The organism is Kitasatospora sp. NBC_01560, from assembly GCF_045208415.1.
Lineage (GTDB): Bacteria > Actinomycetota > Actinomycetes > Streptomycetales > Streptomycetaceae > Kitasatospora.
Window position 1 is genome coordinate 4,205,775 of sequence record NZ_CP109364.1, and the last position, 16,876, is coordinate 4,222,650.

The following is a 16,876-nucleotide window of genomic DNA, read 5'->3' on the forward strand; positions in this document are numbered from 1 at the left end:
TTCGAAGGATCCATCGTGAACATCAAGCGCATCGCGACCGTCGCCGCCGCGGTCACCACCGGCCTCGGCCTCGCCGTGGCGACCGCCCCGGCGGCCTCGGCCACCACCGGCAGCTGCTCGTACACCAACGCCTGCCTGTTCTACAACTCGTCCGGCCACGGACTGGGCGCGCAGTTCGCGCACGCCGGGCCCGTCAACAACTACGCCGGGTCGTACTTCAGCGCCGGTCCCTACGGCAGCAACGGCGCCGGCCTGGAGGTCAAGAACCACGCCGCCTCCGTCGCCAACGGCGACCCGCACTGGCAGATCACCATCTGGGAGCGCAGCGGGGACACCCCGTGGGGCAACCACGAGTCGATCCGCCCCTACGGCTTCCGGGACCTGACCGTGGTCCAGAACGACAACGCCGCCGGCACCTGGCAGTACGTGGGCTAGCCCCGCCGCTCGACCGGCGCGGGCCCCGACGGCCACCGTCCACGGGCCCGCGCCCCCTCGACCGCCCGACGAGCCACGGAGAGCGCCCACCAGATGGCCACCACCGATCCCCGCCCCGCCCGGAAGCCGCTGCTCGCCGGGGGCGTCCTGCTGCTCCTGACCGCCGCCTGCACCTCGGCCGCCACCCCGGCCGCCGCGCCGTCGGGCGAGGGCCTCAAGGTGACGCCGCCGTCGGTCTCCGCCGTCCCGACGCTCGCCGGGGCGGACGACAAGGCACTGCCGATCGAGGCCTACCTGCTCACCGAGGTGCAGCAGAAGCGGCTCACGGAGGCCCGGAACGCGCTGGTGACCAGGTGCATGACCCGCTTCGGCTTCGCCTACGCGGCCGCACCGCCGCCGGACCGGCCGGGGACGCGGCCGACCAGCCTGACCCAGTGGCGGTACTTCGTCACCGACCCGGCCGACGCCGCCCAGTACGGCTACACGGTCAAGGGATTCCAAGCGGGGGTGAAGCCCTCGCAGCCGCCGCTGCCGGCCGCCGAACTGCTGGCCCTCACCGGGAGCCCGGACGGCGGGGTCGCCCCGGGCCGCACCGCACCGGGCGGCCAGGACGTGAACGGCCAGCCGGTGCCGCCGGGCGGCTGCGTCGGGGAGGCGAACGGCAAGCTCGGCGCGACGGAGGCCAACGGCAACGGCGGTGACGCCCAGCTCGCCTCGGACATCAAGGACTCCGGCTGGAAGCAGTCGCAGGCCGACCCGCGGCTGCTCGCCGCCTTCGCCGCCTGGTCCACCTGCATGAAGGCCCGGGGCTACGACTACCCGACCCCGATGGCGGCCACCGACGACCCTCAGTGGCAGCGGATCGGCGCCGCTTCGGACAAGGCCCGGGCGACCGCGACCGCCGACGCGAACTGCAAGGCGGAGCAGAACGTGGTCGGCATCTGGTTCACCGTCGAGTCCGCGTACGAGACGGCGCTGATCGAGCGGAACGCCGAGGCCATGCGCGCGGTCGCGCAGGACGTCGAGAACCGGATGAAGCTCGCCGCCCAGGCCCTGAGCCAGGGCTGAGACGTATCTGATTGTTCATCAATAATGTTGTATACAAGCCTGGTTGACCCAATCGACAGCTGAGGGCCCGGGCGGCCGGATCGAGGGTGGGGCGTGGCCGAGTACGAAGGACCGGACGTGACGGCCGAGGGCGACCTGGCCGGCGGGGCCGAACCGCCGGACGACGGGTCCGGGCAGCGTGGACTGCGCCGGCGCAGGCGGCTGCTGCTGGTCGTGGTGGCGTCCGCGGTGGTCCTCTCCGGCGGCGGACTGGCCGCGTCGCTGGTGATCAAGTCCCCCGCGCAGGCCGCCGCGGAGAGCAAGCCACCGCCGGCCGACGTCCTGACCGCCCCGGTGGAGAACCGGGTGCTGACCGACTCGGTGGTGATCCGCGGGCAGGTCACCGCCGGCCAGTCGGTGGACGTCGCGCCGGCCGGCGGCGGCGCGGGCGGGGCCAAGCCCGTGGTGACCAAGCTGCCGGTGAAGGTCGGCGACCAGGTGCAGTCCGGGCAGTCGGTGCTGGAGGTGGCCGGACGGCCGGTGTTCGCGCTCAAGGGCGACCTCCCGGTGTACCGGGACCTCAAGCCGGGAGCCACCGGGCAGGACGTCCGGCAGCTCCAGCAGGCCCTGAAGGGGCTCGGCTTCGGCTCCGACGGCGACACCGAGGGCACCTACGGGACGGCCACCAAGGCCGCGGTGAAGGCGTTCTACGCGGCCCGCGGCTACGACCCGCTGCCCGCCTCCCCGGACGGCGACGCCCAGGTGTCGGCGGCCCAGGACGCGGTGACCGGCGGCGAACGGGCCCTGGCTGACGCCAAGGACGCGCTGAAGGCCGCCCAGAAGCGCTACGACGACGCGCAGGCCGCGCAGCGGGCCCAGCAGAGCGCCCAGGCCGCCGCCTCGGCCACCCCGCAGGCCGCCGGGTCCGCCGGCAGCACGGCGGGCGGCGCGGGTGCAGGCGCGGGTGCAGGCAGCGGGGCCGGAGCCGCGGCCGGAGCCGGGGCCGGGGAGAGCCCGGTGGACGCCGCCCGCACCGCCGTCGACACCGCCCAGAAGCTGGTCACCCGGGCCGGCGAGGACCTCGCCAAGCTCCGGAAGAAGGCCACCGACGTCAAGGCCGCCGTGGGCCCGATGGTCCCCGCCGGCGAGCTGCTCTTCCTCTCCGGCTTCCCGGCCCGGGTGGACGCCGTCACCGGGCGGATCGGCGGCGAGGTCAGCGGCAAGGTGCTGACCGTCTCGGCCGGGGCGCTGGTGGTCAAGGGCACCCTGACCGTCTCCGACAAGGGCCTGGTCCACCCGGGCCAGCAGGTGGAGATCCTCTCCGAGGTGGCCGGGACGAAGGCCGCCGCCAAGGTGTCGGCCGTCGCGGACACCCCCGGTGACGGCCAGCAGGCCGGCACCGCCGGCAGCGCCCAGGGCGGCACCGGCCAGCAGGGCGGCGGGACCGGCCAGGCCGGCGGCAACCCGGCCGGCTACCAGCTGGTGGTCCAGCCGGACGCGCCGCTCGACCCGAAGCTGGCCGGCCAGGACGTCCGGCTCACCGTCCAGGCCGCCTCCTCGGCCGGCCCGGTGCTGGTCGTCCCGCTGTCGGCGGTCTCCGCGACGGCGGACGGCAAGACCGTGGTGACGGTGTACGAGAACGGCCGGCGCCGCCGGGTCGAGGTGACCCCGGGCACGGTCGGCGGCGGCAGCGCGGAGGTGCGGCCGCTGACCGAGGGCGCGCTGCGGACCGGCGACCAGGTGATCGTCGGCGTGAAGGACGCCTCCACCCAGGCGGGCGCCCGGTGAGCACCCCCGTCATCGAGTTCCGCCAGGTCGGCCTGACCTACCCCGGGCCGCCCCCGGTCACCGCGCTCAAGCCCTGCGACCTGTCCGTCGACCCGGGCGAGTACGTCACGGTGATCGGCCCGTCCGGCTCCGGCAAGTCCACCTTCCTCAACCTCGCCGGCCTGCTGGACACCCCGACCACCGGCCGGTACCTGCTGGACGGCATCGACACCGGCGGGCTCCCGGACGGCGACCGCACCGCCCTGCGCGGGCGGCGGATCGGCTTCGTCTTCCAGTCCTTCCACCTGCTGCCGCACCGCTCGGCGGCCGAGAACGTCGCCCTCGCCATGCTGTACACGGCCGCCCACGGCCGCCGGGGCGCGGCCCGGCGCCGCGAACGGGCCCGCGCGGCCCTCGTCCAGGTGGGCCTCGGCCACCGGCTGGACGCCGTGCCGACCCGGCTCTCCGGCGGCGAGCGGCAGCGGGTCGCGATCGCCCGGGCCCTCGTCGGGGAGCCCTCGCTGCTGCTCTGCGACGAGCCGACCGGCAACCTGGACACCGCCACCGCCGAGTCCATCCTCGCGCTGCTCGACGACCTGCACGCCCAGGGCCTGACCATCCTGCTGATCACCCACGACCCGCAGGTGGCCGACCGCGGCCGGCGCACGGTGGCGATCCGCGACGGCGTGCTGCGGGAGGTGGCCGCGGTATGAGGCTGCGCCGCCGCACCCGCGTGGTCGAGCCGTCCCGGCTGCCGCTGCGCGACCTGCTCTCCGAAGCCCTGGCCGGGGTGCTCCAGCGGCCCGCCCGCTCGGCGCTGACCGGTCTGGGCACCGTCCTGGGGGTGGGCACCTTCGTGGCCATCCTCGGGCTGACCGCCACCACCTCCTCCCAGATCGACTCCCGCTTCAGCGTGCTGACCGCGACCGAGGTGAGCGTCGAGGACACCGGCGGCCCGCGCCCGGAGCTGACCGGGCTCTCCTTCCCCGCCGACGCCGACGCCCGGATCCAGCGCCTGAACGGGGTCGAGGCGGCCGGCGTCTACTGGCCGGTGCAGCAGGCCACCGGCAGCGTCCGGGCCGCCCCGGTCGGCCGGCAGTCCGGCGGCGACCAGGTGGCGGTGGTGGCCGCCTCGGCCGGTGCCCTCGCCGCGGCCGGGCCGCAGCTGATCCAGGGCCGGGCCTTCGACTCCTGGCACGACACCACCGGCCAGCAGGTCGCCGTGATCGGCTCCGCGATGGCCTCCCGGCTGGGCATCACCACGTTGGACACCCAGCCGGCGGTCTTCCTGGACGGCAAGCCGTTCACCGTGATCGGCATCGTCGGGGACGTCCGGCGCAAGGCCGACCTGCTGCTCTCCGTCACCGTCCCGCGCGGAGCCGCCGAGAAGCTCTGGGGCCCGCCCCGGCAGGACCGGGCGAAGATGATCGTCGCCACCCGGATCGGCGCGGCCCAGCAGGTCGCCGCCGAGGCGCCGCTCGCCCTGGACCCGGCCCACCCGGAGAACTTCAAGCCGGTGCCCCCGCCGGACCCGCGCACCCTGCGCTCCAACGTCACCTCCGACCTCAACCAGCTCTTCCTGCTGCTCGCCGGGATCTGCCTGGTGATCGGCGCGGTCGGGATCGCCAACACCACCCTGGTGGCCGTCCTGGAGCGGACCGGCGAGATCGGCCTGCGCCGGGCGCTGGGCGCCAGGGGGCGGCACATCACCGGCCAGTTCCTCTCCGAATCGGCCTCGCTGGGCCTGGTCGGCGGCCTGATCGGCACCTCACTGGGGGTGCTCACGGTGCTCGGCGTGGCGCTGGCCCGCGACTGGACCCCGGTGGTGAACCCGGCGACGGTGGCCGCCGCCCCGGTGATCGGCCTGGCCACCGGCCTGCTGGCCGGCGTCTACCCGGCGTGGCGCGCGGCCCGGATCCAGCCCGCGGAGGCGCTGCGGCGCTGAGCCGCCGGGAGGGCGGCCCGGCAGGTACCGGGCCGCCCTCCCCACGCCGGATCCCACCGGGCAGGCAACACTGCATCCGGCGGGCCAGTCAGCGGGGCAGTCGGCGGGCCGAACGCGGGACGTCGGCGCGACGTTACCGACAAATCGGATATTCCTCACGTAGTGTCAACCCATGCCTACGCCACACGGATCGCGCGGCGGCATGGCCTTCAGCGCCGACGAAGTCCGCGTGCTGCGCCGCGCCCTCGCCCAAGCCCTGCACCCCGCCGTCCCCGTCCACCTCCAGAGCCACGACCGGCTGCCGTTCGCCGGCGCCGGCGCCGACCTGTGGGCCGAGGACGTCCAGGACGCCCTTCGCCTGACCGAGGCGATCGACGAGGCCGTCCAGGAGGGCGGCCGGCTGCGCGCCTTCCTGCTGGCCGATCTGGGCCGCTACCGGGCGGCCCTGCCCGGCAGCGCCGGCGGCTACCTGGAACGCCTGGAGGAGGCCGTCACCGACGGCTACCTCCCCGGGCCCGAGGACCTCACCGCGCTGCGCGGGCTGACCCGCCAACCCTGCGGCCAGGGCGAACGCTCCCGCCGATCCCGGCTGGCCGGCCGCTGCCACGCCCTCGCCGAGGCCGCCGTCCGGGAACGGCTCGCCCTCACCACCGGCCTGCGCCACCTCGTCGCCGTACCGAGCCCCGCCGCACCCCCGAGCAGTCTCCCCACCCCTGTTGGAGGACGGATCCCGATGAGCAGCACCGACGCCGGCGCCGAGAAGCCCGCCGTTCCCCAGACCCCGCCGCGGCCGCACCGGATGCCCACCCCGGCCGAGCTCTTCGGCCGCCGCCCCAAGCCGCCGGCCCGCCCGGCCGCCCCCGCCGCCCCGGAGGAACTGGAGCTGGCGACCGGCACCGGCTGACCGCGCCCGCGACCGGAAGGGGGAGACCGCACCCGCGGTCTCCCCCCTTCGGCGTGCGCCGCGGACATCCCGTGGCGGAGCACCGGCCGGGGGCTGGCTACCCTGGTGGGGTGAGCGATCAGAGCCCCCTCCCCGCGACCGACGACCTTCCCGAGCAGATGCGCGTCCGGCGCGAGAAGCTGGACCGGCTCCGGGCGGCCGGCGTCGACCCGTACCCGGTCGGCTTCCCCCGGACCAGCACCATCGCGGACCTCCGTGCCAAGCACCCGGACCTCGCTCCGGACACCGCGACCGGGGAGCGGGCCGGCATCACCGGCCGGGTCATCCTGTCCCGGACCGGCGGCAAGCTCTGCTTCGCCACCCTGCGCGACGGCAGCGGCGACCTCCAGGTGATGCTTTCCCTGGACAAGCTGGGCGAGGAGCGGCTGGCGGCCTGGAAGGCCGACATCGACCTCGGCGACCAGGTCGGCGTCGAGGGCGAGGTGATCACCTCCCGCCGCGGCGAGCTGTCGGTGATGGTGGACAGCTGGGCCCTCACCGCCAAGTGCCTGCGCCCGCTGCCGGACAAGCACAAGGGCCTGACCGACCCGGAGGCCCGGGTCCGCCAGCGGTACGTCGACCTGATCGTCAACCCCGAGGCCCGCGAGATCCTGCACCTGCGCTCCAAGGTGGTCCGCTCGATCCGCCGCACCTACGAGGAGCGCGGCTACATCGAGGTCGAGACCCCGATGCTGCAGCCGGTGCACGGCGGCGCCAACGCCCGCCCGTTCAAGACGCACATCAACGCGTACGACATCGACCTCTTCATGCGGATCGCCCCCGAGCTGTACCTCAAGCGGCTGGTGGTCGGCGGCGCGGAGAAGGTCTTCGAGATCAACCGCAACTTCCGCAACGAGGGCGCGGACTCCACCCACAACCCGGAGTTCACCTCGCTGGAGTCGTACGAGGCCTACGGCGACTACGACACCCAGGCCGAGCTGATCCGGGCCACCATCGTCAACGCCGCCCGGGACGCCCTGGGCACCACGGTGATCAAGGGCCTGGACCCGCACGGCGTCGAGCACGAGATCGACCTGGCCGAGCCGTGGGAGGAGGTCGGCGTCTACCCGGGCATCTCGAAGCACCTGGGCACCGACGTCACCCCGGAGACCGGCGTCGACGAGCTGCGCCGGCTGGCCACCGAGCACGGCATCCCGTTCGAGAAGGACTGGGGCCACGGCCAGATCGTGCTGGAGATGGTCGAGCGCCTGCTGGAGGAGAACGCCGTCCGGCCGACCTTCATCAAGGACTACCCGACCGAGGTCTCGCCGCTCACCCGGCAGCACCGCTCGATCGCGGGCGTGGCCGAGAAGTGGGACCTGGTGATCTTCGGCACCGAGATCGGCACCGCCTACTCCGAGCTGGTCGACCCGGTCGAGCAGCGCGCCCGGCTGACCGCGCAGTCCCTGCTCGCGGCCGGCGGCGACGTCGAGGCGATGCAGGTGGACGAGGACTTCCTGCGGGCCCTGGAGTACGCGATGCCGCCCACCGGCGGCCTCGGCCTCGGGGTGGACCGCCTGATCATGCTGCTCACCGGCAAGAACATCCGGGAGACCGTGCTCTTCCCGCTGGTCAAGCCGGAGCCCAAGGCGTCCGCCGCCACCGCGGCGGAGAAGACCGAGGAGGAGTGACCTGATGGACTACGTCAGCGCGATCGTCCCGCCGCTGGTCATGGCGATCGGCTTCGGCTTCCTGGTGCGGGCCATCATCCGCAGCCAGGGCGGGGCCCAGAAGTCCAAGGAGGACCTGGCCGACTGACCCGTCGGCCGCTCCTGCACCGGTGCGCCGCCATTCCCGATTCCCGGGGGTGGCGGCGCGCCGGTTTGGTGGCACTTCACAAGATTTGCCCCTTTCACTCCCTATCCTGGCCGCACTATGGTCCGGCAACTCGGCGAACTTGAGAACGCCATCATGACCCGGGTGTGGCAGTGGAACCGACCGGTGACGGTTCGCGAGGTTCTGCTGGATCTGCAGTCGGAACGCGAAATCGCGTACACCACGGTGATGACCGTCCTGGACAAGCTGCACCGAAAGGGCTGGCTGCGCCGGGAGCGTGCCGGACGGGCCTATCGATATGAACCGGTCTCGTCCCGCGAGGCGTACACCGCGGCCCTGATGAACGACGCATGGGCCACCAGTGACAATCCCGCGGCGGCGCTGGTGCACTTCTTCGGCCTGATGTCCCCCGAGCAACGCGAGGCGCTGCGGGACGCGTTGCGGGTGGCCGCTCTCTTCCCGGCCGATCCGGCGCCACCGGAATCCGGCCCGGATACCGGGGAGACCGCGGCGGGTCCGGCACGATAACGTCCCGCCATGGAGGTCACCATCCGCCGGGCGCGGACCACGGACGTCCGGGCCGTTCGCCGGCTCATCGACGCCTACTCGCGCAGCGGCATTCTGCTCGACAAGCCCACCGTCACCCTGTTCGAATCCGTCCAGGAGTTCTGGGTCGCGGAACGCGACGACAACGGGTCGGTGGTGGCGTGCGGCGCGCTGCACGTCATGTGGGAGGACCTCGCGGAGGTTCGTACGCTCGCCGTCGACCCGTCCTGCCGTGGTCACGGCGTCGGCCGCCTCCTGCTGGAGAAGCTGCTGGAGACCGCGCGCTGGCTGGGCGTCCGTCGGATTTTCTGCTTGACGTTCGAGGTGCCCTTCTTCGCGAAACACGGTTTCGTCGAGATCGGCGAGGTCCAGGAAACCGATGATGGTACGACAGACCCGGCGGCGATCGCTACGGATGTCTATGAAGAACTTCTCCGCTCGTACGATGAAGGTGTCGCCGAGTTCCTCGACCTGGAGCGGGTGAAGCCCAACACGCTGGGCAACTCGCGCATGCTGCTGCACCTGTGAGCGGCTCCCGACCCCCGTAGGGGTTTGTGTTTTCCGCAGAAAGGCGCTTTCCTTTCCTTAGGCAATGGGTCGTTTAGCGGAAAGGGAAGCCCGTGGCACAGAGGGTGCAGGTCATTCTTGAAGACGATCTCGACGGTGGTTCGGCGGACGAGACGGTGACGTTCGCGCTCGACGGCGTTGCCTACGAGATCGACCTGAAGAGCGCCAACGCGGACAAGCTGCGCGGTCTGCTGGCGCCGTACGTGGAGAAGGGTCGCAAGCAGAGCGGCCGGCTCGCCGGCCCCCGCCGCCCGGGCCGCGGCACGGCTCCGCGCCCGTCCGGCAGCGCTCCGGACACCGCCAAGATCCGCGCGTGGGCCAAGGAGCAGGGCCTGGACGTCAACGACCGCGGACGGGTGCCCAGCATCGTCCGCGAGGCCTACGACAAGGCCAACGTGGCCTGATCCCGGCACGACCGGAGCGCCGGAGCGGGTGCGGGGCCCCGGCGCGGGCCGACGGGCCTCCTGGCACACGCGCGGGGCGCGGAGGAACCTTCTCCGCGCCCCGCGGCGCACCCTCCGGCCGCCGGGGGGCGGGGCACGCCGGCGGCACCGGCCGCGGGCCGCGGCGGGAATGCCCTTCCGGGCACCCGGCGGGGCGCCGGCCGGGACGGCGGAACAATCACAGGCTGTGCAACGCTGTAGGGGCGGAGCGGTAACGCCGGCACCACCGGGACGGCCTACCGGACGCTGCGCCCGCAGCGGCCGCAGCTGAACCGCCGTCACGCCGGCCGACTTCTCGCCAGGCGAACACCGCCACCGCGGAAACTGCGCGAGAACCGCCCCGATACCGGGTATGAATGCAGGAGGTCGGGGTCTCGGTCCCGACCGGGGCAGTACGTGCGACCGGCCGGGGGCCGTCCGGATCCGTCGAGCCCGGCGTTGTTCGCCGATGGCGTAGCGGTATCCGGTGCATCCGGCCCACCTGTGGGAACACCGTCTCCCAGCATCAGGTTGGGATTGGTGTCGGCTGGTCGCGCAGCATGTCGCTCCCGTACCGGGGAGTGAATCCGTGGGCCGCGCCGCTGAGCGGGACTAGCATGCGGAAGGACAGGGCGGGGACCGACCCCGAACTGCCCGACCGCTCTGAGGAGCGATAAACGATGTTCGAGAGGTTCACCGACCGCGCGCGGCGGGTTGTCGTCCTGGCTCAGGAAGAAGCCCGGATGCTCAACCACAACTACATCGGCACCGAGCACATCCTCCTGGGTCTGATCCACGAGGGTGAGGGTGTCGCCGCTAAGGCCCTGGAGAGCCTCGGGATTTCTCTTGAGGCCGTTCGCCAGCAGGTCGAGGAGATCATCGGCCAGGGCCAGCAGGCCCCGTCCGGTCACATTCCCTTCACCCCCCGGGCCAAGAAGGTCCTGGAGCTGTCGCTCCGCGAGGCCCTGCAGCTCGGCCACAACTACATCGGCACCGAGCACATCCTGCTCGGCCTCATCCGCGAGGGCGAGGGCGTCGCCGCCCAGGTCCTGGTGAAGCTGGGTGCCGACCTCAACCGGGTGCGCCAGCAGGTCATCCAGCTGCTCTCCGGTTACCAGACCAGCGGCGGCAAGGAGTCGGCCACGGCCGGCGGCCCCGCCGAGGGCACCCCGTCGACCTCGCTGGTCCTGGACCAGTTCGGCCGCAACCTCACCCAGGCCGCCCGCGAGGCCAAGCTCGACCCGGTGATCGGGCGCGAGAAGGAGATCGAGCGGGTCATGCAGGTGCTGTCCCGCCGCACCAAGAACAACCCGGTGCTGATCGGTGAGCCGGGTGTCGGCAAGACCGCCGTGGTCGAGGGCCTCGCGCAGGCCATCGTCAAGGGCGAGGTCCCGGAGACGCTCAAGGACAAGCAGCTCTACACGCTGGACCTGGGCGCCCTGGTGGCCGGCTCGCGCTACCGCGGTGACTTCGAGGAGCGCCTGAAGAAGGTGCTCAAGGAGATCCGCACCCGCGGCGACATCATCCTGTTCATCGACGAGCTGCACACCCTGGTCGGCGCGGGCGCCGCCGAGGGCGCCATCGACGCCGCGAGCATCCTCAAGCCGATGCTGGCCCGTGGCGAGCTGCAGACCATCGGTGCCACCACGCTGGACGAGTACCGCAAGCACCTGGAGAAGGACGCCGCGCTGGAGCGCCGCTTCCAGCCGATCCAGGTCGCGGAGCCGTCGCTGCCGCACACCATCGAGATCCTCAAGGGCCTGCGCGACCGCTACGAGGCCCACCACCGGGTCTCGATCACGGACGCCGCCCTGGTCGCCGCCGCCACCCTGGCCGACCGGTACATCTCGGACCGCTTCCTGCCGGACAAGGCCATCGACCTGATCGACGAGGCCGGCTCCCGGATGCGCATCCGCCGGATGACCGCGCCGCCGGACCTGCGCGAGTTCGACGAGAAGATCGCCGACGTGCGCCGCGAGAAGGAGAGCGCGATCGACGCGCAGGACTTCGAGAAGGCCGCGTCCCTGCGCGACGACGAGAAGCAGCTCCTGCAGGCCAAGGCCAAGCGGGAGAAGGAGTGGAAGGCCGGCGACATGGACGTCGTCGCGGAGGTGGACGAGGAGCTCATCGCCGAGGTCCTGGCCACCGCCACCGGCATCCCGGTCTTCAAGCTCACCGAGGAGGAGTCCTCCCGGCTGCTGCGCATGGAGGACGAGCTGCACAAGCGCGTCATCGGCCAGAAGGACGCCATCAAGGCGCTCTCCCAGGCCATCCGGCGCACCCGTGCGGGCCTCAAGGACCCGAAGCGCCCCGGCGGCTCGTTCATCTTCGCCGGCCCGTCCGGCGTCGGTAAGACCGAGCTCTCCAAGACCCTCGCCGAGTTCCTCTTCGGCGACGAGGACGCGCTGATCTCGCTCGACATGTCGGAGTTCTCCGAGAAGCACACCGTCTCGCGGCTCTTCGGTTCGCCCCCCGGCTACGTGGGCTACGAGGAGGGCGGCCAGCTCACCGAGAAGGTGCGCCGCAAGCCGTTCTCCGTCGTGCTCTTCGACGAGGTCGAGAAGGCCCACCCGGACATCTTCAACTCGCTGCTGCAGATCCTGGAGGACGGTCGCCTGACCGACTCCCAGGGCCGCGTGGTCGACTTCAAGAACACCGTCATCATCATGACGACCAACCTCGGCACCCGGGACATCTCCAAGGGCTTCAACCTGGGCTTCGCGGCCCAGGGCGACAGCACCACCGGGTACGAGCGGATGAAGGCGAAGGTCGGCGAGGAGCTCAAGCAGCACTTCCGCCCCGAGTTCCTGAACCGCGTCGACGACATCGTGGTCTTCCACCAGCTGTCCGAGGAAGACATCATCCAGATCGTCGACCTCATGATCGACAAGGTGGACGGCCGCCTCAAGGACCGCGACATGGGCCTGGAGCTCAGCATCGAGGCCAAGAAGCTGCTCGCCAAGCGCGGCTACGACCCGCTCCTGGGTGCCCGTCCGCTGCGCCGGACCATCCAGCGCGAGATCGAGGACCACCTCTCCGAGAAGATCCTCTTCGGCGAGCTGCGGGCCGGCCACATCGTGGTCGTCGGGGTCGAGGGTGAGGGCAAGGAAGCCAAGTTCACCTTCCGCGGCGAGGAGAAGTCCGCGGTCGCGGACACTCCGGCCGCCGTTGCCTCGCCCGGTCCGGACCTGACGAAGTAGCAACATTTAACAGACAACAGCACACGGTCTGAGCCCCCGGCGTTCGCGTCGGGGGCTCAGACCGTTTTACGTGGCGTCGCAAAACCTGTGATCCGGCCCACGATGCCGCAGGTGGGAGGCCCAGTCGGGGGGTGGTGCGCCCGCGATCGAATCAACGGTCGTCTTTAATGCCAATGCTGTTGACCGACTGTCAGCTGATAGCGAGTCGCGGAGCATAGCGGTGTAGCCATGTCACGGTCAAGGTCTATCTTTTCCGTCCACGCTTCGGTCAAATGTCGTCCACCTGTCTTTCATTGGTTTACCGGAAGGCCAAGAGCCGGACCGGTTTGGGGAGGACGTCACAACGTTGAAGATGACCAGGAAAGCCGCTGCGGGCGTTTCAGCCGCCGCGGTCATAGCCGCGCTCGGCGCGGGTCTGCTCCCGGGGACGGCCGTTGCCGCCGATTCCGCCCCGGTCCCGCGCGACCCGGCCGACGCCGTTCAGGTCAGCACTGAACACAACCTGCCGGGCCCGCTGACCGAGAAGGTCGAGGCCGAGCAGAAGGCCGCCACCGAGCAGCTGCTCGCCGGCACCGCCAAGATCGAGCAGCACGGCGGTGGCTCCAGCATCAAGCTCGGCAAGGACAAGTACGTCGAGCTGGCCCGTGAGCGCACGGACAAGATCTTCACCATCCTGGTCGACTTCAGCGACCAGGTGGACAACACCACGAAGACGCCGGACGGCAAGATCAAGTTCGGCGGTGACCCGGGCCCGACGCACAACCAGATCGAGAAGCCCGACGCGGCGACGAACAACTCGACGCTCTGGCAGGCCGACTACAACCAGCAGCACTACCAGGACCTGTACTTCAGCAAGACGCAGGACTCGCTGAAGACCTTCTACGAGAAGCAGTCCTCGGGCCGCTACACCGTCGACGGTCAGGTCACCGACTGGGTCAAGGTGCCGTGGAACGAGGCCCGTTACGGCTCGGACTACTGCGGCCAGCACGTCTGCAACAACGCGCAGGACCTGATCCGCGACGGCATCAACGCCTGGGTCGCCGACCAGAAGGCCAAGGGCCAGACGGACGCTCAGATCAAGGCCACCATCGCGCAGTACGACCAGTGGGACCGGTACGACTACAACCACAACGGCAACTTCAACGAGCCGGACGGTTACATCGACCACTTCCAGATCGTGCACGCCGGTGAGGACCAGTCGGCGGGCGGCGGCAAGCAGGGCGACAACGCGCTGTGGGCCCACCGCTCGTACGTCTACGGCACCCAGGCCGGTTCCACCGGTCCGTCCGGCAACCTGCTCGGCGGCACCCCCGTCGGCGGCACCGGCATCTGGATCGGCGACTACACCATGCAGCCCGAGAACGGCGGCCTCGGTGTCTTCGCCCACGAGTACGGCCACGACCTCGGTCTGCCGGACCTGTACGACACCTCGGGCAGCGGGATCGACAACTCGGTCGGCTTCTGGTCGCTGATGTCCTCCGGCTCGTGGCTCGGCGAGGGCAAGAACTCGATCGGCGACATGCCGAACGACCTCGACGCCTGGAGCAAGCTCAAGCTCGGCTGGCTGAAGTTCGACAAGGCCAAGGCCGGCACCGAGTCGACCCACCACATCGGCCCGGTCGAGTACAACAGCGCGCTGCCGCAGGCGCTGGTCGTCGACCTGCCGAAGAAGACCGTCACCACCGAGATCAACACCCCGTTCGCGGGTGCCAACGAGTGGTGGAGCGGCAGCGCGGACGACCTGAACGTCTCGCTGACCCGTGACGTCGACCTGACCGGCAAGGCCAAGGGCGCGCTGACCGCCAAGGCCTGGTACGACATCGAGCAGGACTTCGACTACGGCTACGCCGAGGTCTCCACCGACGGCGGCGCCAACTGGACCGCCCTCGACGGCACCTACAACGGTGTGGCCATCCCGAAGAACGCCGCCGACAAGGCCGGTCTGACCGGTAACTCGGGCGGCAAGTGGGGCGACCTGTCCTTCCCGCTGGACGCCTACGCCGGCAAGGCCGTCAAGGTCCGCTTCCACTACACCACCGACGGCGGTCTGCACCTCAAGGGCCTGGCCCTGGACGACATCGCCATCAGCACCGACGGCACCACCGTCTTCACCGACGGCGCCGAGAACGGTGACAACGGCTGGGCCGCCAAGGGCTTCTCCCGGATCTCCGGCAAGTTCGCGAACGAGTACGCCCAGTACTACATCGCCGAGAACCGCCAGTACGTCTCGTACGACCGGACCCTCAAGACCGGCCCGTACAACTTCGGCTCCGGCGCTGCCAAGCCGAACTGGGTGGAGCACTACCCCTACCAGGCCGGTCTGCTGATCTGGCTGTGGGACGAGTCGCAGAGCGACAACAACGTCACCAACCACCCGGGCCAGGGCCTGATCCTCCCGATCGACTCGCACCCGACGCCCACCAAGTGGGCCGACGGCACCCTGATGCGCCCGCGCATCCAGGGCTACGACTCGACCTTCGGCTCGCGCAAGACCGACGCGCTGACCCTGCACAAGAACGGCGTCGAGACGGTCGTCCCGAAGGCCAAGGGCGTCGACGAGTTCAGCGACCTGAAGTCGTACTGGTCGAAGGACAACCCGTACAGCAGCGTCATCGTCCCGAAGACGGGCACCAGCATCGAGGTCGAGAACGAGTCCTCGAACTACCTGGAGACCTGGATCCGGGTCCGCCCGGTCGACAACTGATCGGACCGAGCAGTGACGATCAGCCGCTGACCGAGTGGCACTGATTCATCCGTCCGGCCCGTCCCCGCAACTGCGGGGGCGGGCCGGACGTCCGTTCAGAACGGCTTGCCGGGCAGCGCCGCGAGGAAGCCCTCCACCGCCGCGGCGACGTCCTTCTCGGTCCACTCCAGCGCATCGGCCGCCACCGTGACCTCCGTCATCGACAGGCCCGGCAGGCCCGACCCGCGCCAGGCCCCGAACAGCGCCGTCCCCTCCTGCTCGGCCAGCCGCAGCCCCGCCGTCTCCAGGTCCTCCGCGGCGATCGGCAGCCAGAGCTGGAACTGGTGGGTGTGCGGCGGATCCGGGTGGACCCTCGCCCCCGGGACGACCGCGAACGCCTCGGCGAGCGCCGCCGCGACCGTCCGGGCGTGCGCCACGTACCCGCCCAGCCGCGGCAGCTCCCGGTCCAGCCCGGCCAGGGCGGCCAGCGCCGCCGGCCACTGCTGGAAGAGCTGGCCGCCGTAGCGGTGCCGCCAGGCCCCGGCGGTCCGGACGAAGCCCGCGTCACCGGCCAGTGCCGCGCCGCTGATCCCGCCGAGCGTCTTGTAGAAGGAGACGTAGACCGAGTCGGCCAGCGCGGTGATCTCCGGCAGCGACCGTCCGAGCCGGACGGCGGACTCCCAGAGCCGGGCCCCGTCCAGGTGCAGCGCGGCGCCGTGCCGCCCCCGGACCGCCTCGGACACGGCCACCAGCTCGCCCCAGGACGGCAGCACGAAGCCGGCCTCGCGCAGCGGCAGCTCCAGGATCATGGCGGCGTACGGCTCGTCGAAGGCGTCCAGCTCGGCCACCGTGGGCAGCCGCGGCGCCTCGGTGGGCCAGACGCTGCGCAGGCCGCTCAGCACGGTCAGCGCGTGCCGCTCGTGCCGCTCGGTGTGGCCGAGCGGGTGCGTCGCGACCGTCCGCAGGCCCGCTGCCTCGGCGTGGATCCGCAGCGCGACCTGCTGCGCCATGGTGCCGGTCGGGAAGAACGCCGCGTCCTCGGTGCCGAGCAGGGCCGCGACCCTCTGCTCCAGGGCGCGGACCACGCCGTCGCCGTACATGTCGGGCTGCCGGTCCAGGTCGTACACGTGCTCGGCGTCCTCGGCCAGCGCGGCCAGCTGCTCGCGCAGGCTCCGCGGCCGGGAGCCGGAGAGCAGCCGCTCACAGCCGCGCCGGGCGGCGAAGCGGCGCTCCTGAAGGCCCGGGCCGTGGCCGCCTTCGGTGGATTCGCTCCTGTTGGGATACATGTGTCGATGGTCCCGCAGTGCGGGCGTCCGGTCAGCGGGGTGGACCGGGCCCGGCCGATGTGCCCCGCACCGCCCCGAAACCCCGGGGCCGGGTGGCTCTGGTCACAGCGGCCGGCGGCAGTACGAGCGGCGGTAGTAGGCCACCCGGACGGTGCCGCCCGGGCCGCGGGCCGTGAACGGACGATCCGATCACATGATCGTTACTCCGTCAGCTTGAATCTCCGGCGCCACGCTGACTACACGCCGTAGTACGTCACAC

General features: G+C 71.5%; 14 protein-coding genes. 13 read left to right on the forward strand and 1 reads right to left on the reverse strand.

The features are described from left to right. The first annotated feature begins 15 nt into the window (after nucleotides 1-15). The 13 genes from OH807_RS18220 to OH807_RS18280 all read left to right on the forward strand — a co-directional run bounded on the left by OH807_RS18220 (nucleotide 16) and on the right by OH807_RS18280 (nucleotide 15,352). Nucleotides 16-435 carry a hypothetical protein gene (locus OH807_RS18220; protein WP_406199913.1) on the forward strand — a complete coding sequence of 140 codons (420 nt, stop codon included), beginning with the start codon at nucleotides 16-18 and terminating at the stop codon, nucleotides 433-435. A gap of 93 nt (nucleotides 436-528) precedes the next feature. Further along, nucleotides 529-1,503: a hypothetical protein gene (locus OH807_RS18225; RefSeq protein ID WP_406199916.1), complete on the forward strand. Its 975-nt coding sequence runs from the start codon at nucleotides 529-531 to the stop codon at nucleotides 1,501-1,503. Nucleotides 1,504-1,596: 93 nt separating this feature from the next. After that, nucleotides 1,597-3,270 (forward strand): peptidoglycan-binding protein, encoded by a 1,674-nt coding sequence (locus OH807_RS18230; RefSeq protein WP_406199919.1) that lies wholly within the window; start codon nucleotides 1,597-1,599, stop codon nucleotides 3,268-3,270. Further along, nucleotides 3,267-3,962 (forward strand): ABC transporter ATP-binding protein, encoded by a 696-nt coding sequence (locus OH807_RS18235; RefSeq protein ID WP_406199921.1) that lies wholly within the window; start codon nucleotides 3,267-3,269, stop codon nucleotides 3,960-3,962. Before OH807_RS18230 ends, OH807_RS18235 begins: the two co-directional genes overlap by 4 nt. After that, nucleotides 3,959-5,194 carry an ABC transporter permease gene (locus tag OH807_RS18240; protein ID WP_406199923.1) on the forward strand — a complete coding sequence of 412 codons (1,236 nt, stop codon included), beginning with the start codon at nucleotides 3,959-3,961 and terminating at the stop codon, nucleotides 5,192-5,194. The genes OH807_RS18235 and OH807_RS18240 overlap by 4 nt, the downstream gene beginning before the upstream one ends. Before the next feature lie 172 nt (nucleotides 5,195-5,366). Next, nucleotides 5,367-6,098 (forward strand): hypothetical protein, encoded by a 732-nt coding sequence (locus tag OH807_RS18245; RefSeq protein ID WP_406199925.1) that lies wholly within the window; start codon nucleotides 5,367-5,369, stop codon nucleotides 6,096-6,098. 110 nt (nucleotides 6,099-6,208) lie between these two features. Then, nucleotides 6,209-7,768 carry a bifunctional lysylphosphatidylglycerol synthetase/lysine--tRNA ligase LysX gene (gene lysX, locus OH807_RS18250; RefSeq protein ID WP_406199927.1) on the forward strand — a complete coding sequence of 520 codons (1,560 nt, stop codon included), beginning with the start codon at nucleotides 6,209-6,211 and terminating at the stop codon, nucleotides 7,766-7,768. Nucleotides 7,769-7,772: 4 nt separating this feature from the next. After that, nucleotides 7,773-7,895: a hypothetical protein gene (locus tag OH807_RS18255; protein ID WP_380620611.1), complete on the forward strand. Its 123-nt coding sequence runs from the start codon at nucleotides 7,773-7,775 to the stop codon at nucleotides 7,893-7,895. Nucleotides 7,896-8,012: 117 nt separating this feature from the next. Continuing rightward, nucleotides 8,013-8,441 carry a BlaI/MecI/CopY family transcriptional regulator gene (locus tag OH807_RS18260; protein ID WP_406199930.1) on the forward strand — a complete coding sequence of 143 codons (429 nt, stop codon included), beginning with the start codon at nucleotides 8,013-8,015 and terminating at the stop codon, nucleotides 8,439-8,441. A 9-nt stretch (nucleotides 8,442-8,450) separates the two neighbouring features. Beyond that, nucleotides 8,451-8,987, forward strand: coding sequence for an amino-acid N-acetyltransferase (locus OH807_RS18265; RefSeq protein ID WP_406199933.1), 537 nt, complete (start codon nucleotides 8,451-8,453; stop codon nucleotides 8,985-8,987). Between the two features lie 92 nt (nucleotides 8,988-9,079). Further along, the gene (locus OH807_RS18270; RefSeq protein WP_406199935.1) at nucleotides 9,080-9,430 is read left to right on the forward strand and encodes an Lsr2 family protein; all 351 of its coding nucleotides are present in this window, start codon (nucleotides 9,080-9,082) and stop codon (nucleotides 9,428-9,430) included. Nucleotides 9,431-10,128: 698 nt separating this feature from the next. Continuing rightward, nucleotides 10,129-12,648, forward strand: coding sequence for an ATP-dependent Clp protease ATP-binding subunit (locus tag OH807_RS18275; protein ID WP_406199937.1), 2,520 nt, complete (start codon nucleotides 10,129-10,131; stop codon nucleotides 12,646-12,648). 352 nt (nucleotides 12,649-13,000) lie between these two features. Continuing rightward, a complete protein-coding gene (locus tag OH807_RS18280; RefSeq protein WP_406199940.1) occupies nucleotides 13,001-15,352 on the forward strand; it encodes an immune inhibitor A domain-containing protein in 2,352 nt (783 codons plus the stop codon). Between the two features lie 95 nt (nucleotides 15,353-15,447). Here OH807_RS18280 and OH807_RS18285 read toward each other — a convergent pair whose 3' ends face one another. Further along, on the reverse strand, nucleotides 15,448-16,617 hold the full coding sequence (locus tag OH807_RS18285) for a threonine aldolase family protein (RefSeq protein WP_406199943.1): 1,170 nt from the start codon (nucleotides 16,615-16,617) through the stop codon (nucleotides 15,448-15,450). Nucleotides 16,618-16,876 lie beyond the last annotated feature (259 nt).

Coding starts and splice junctions, on each gene's coding strand:
- OH807_RS18240 (WP_406199923.1), top strand. CDS start 3,959: ATGAGGCTGCGCCGCCGCACCCGCGTGGTCGAGCCGTCCCGGCTGCCG.
- OH807_RS18275 (WP_406199937.1), top strand. CDS start 10,129: ATGTTCGAGAGGTTCACCGACCGCGCGCGGCGGGTTGTCGTCCTGGCT.
- OH807_RS18280 (WP_406199940.1), top strand. CDS start 13,001: ATGACCAGGAAAGCCGCTGCGGGCGTTTCAGCCGCCGCGGTCATAGCC.
- OH807_RS18225 (WP_406199916.1), top strand. CDS start 529: ATGGCCACCACCGATCCCCGCCCCGCCCGGAAGCCGCTGCTCGCCGGG.
- OH807_RS18285 (WP_406199943.1), bottom strand. CDS start 16,617: ATGTATCCCAACAGGAGCGAATCCACCGAAGGCGGCCACGGCCCGGGC.
- OH807_RS18255 (WP_380620611.1), top strand. CDS start 7,773: ATGGACTACGTCAGCGCGATCGTCCCGCCGCTGGTCATGGCGATCGGC.
- OH807_RS18260 (WP_406199930.1), top strand. CDS start 8,013: ATGGTCCGGCAACTCGGCGAACTTGAGAACGCCATCATGACCCGGGTG.
- OH807_RS18265 (WP_406199933.1), top strand. CDS start 8,451: ATGGAGGTCACCATCCGCCGGGCGCGGACCACGGACGTCCGGGCCGTT.
- OH807_RS18245 (WP_406199925.1), top strand. CDS start 5,367: ATGCCTACGCCACACGGATCGCGCGGCGGCATGGCCTTCAGCGCCGAC.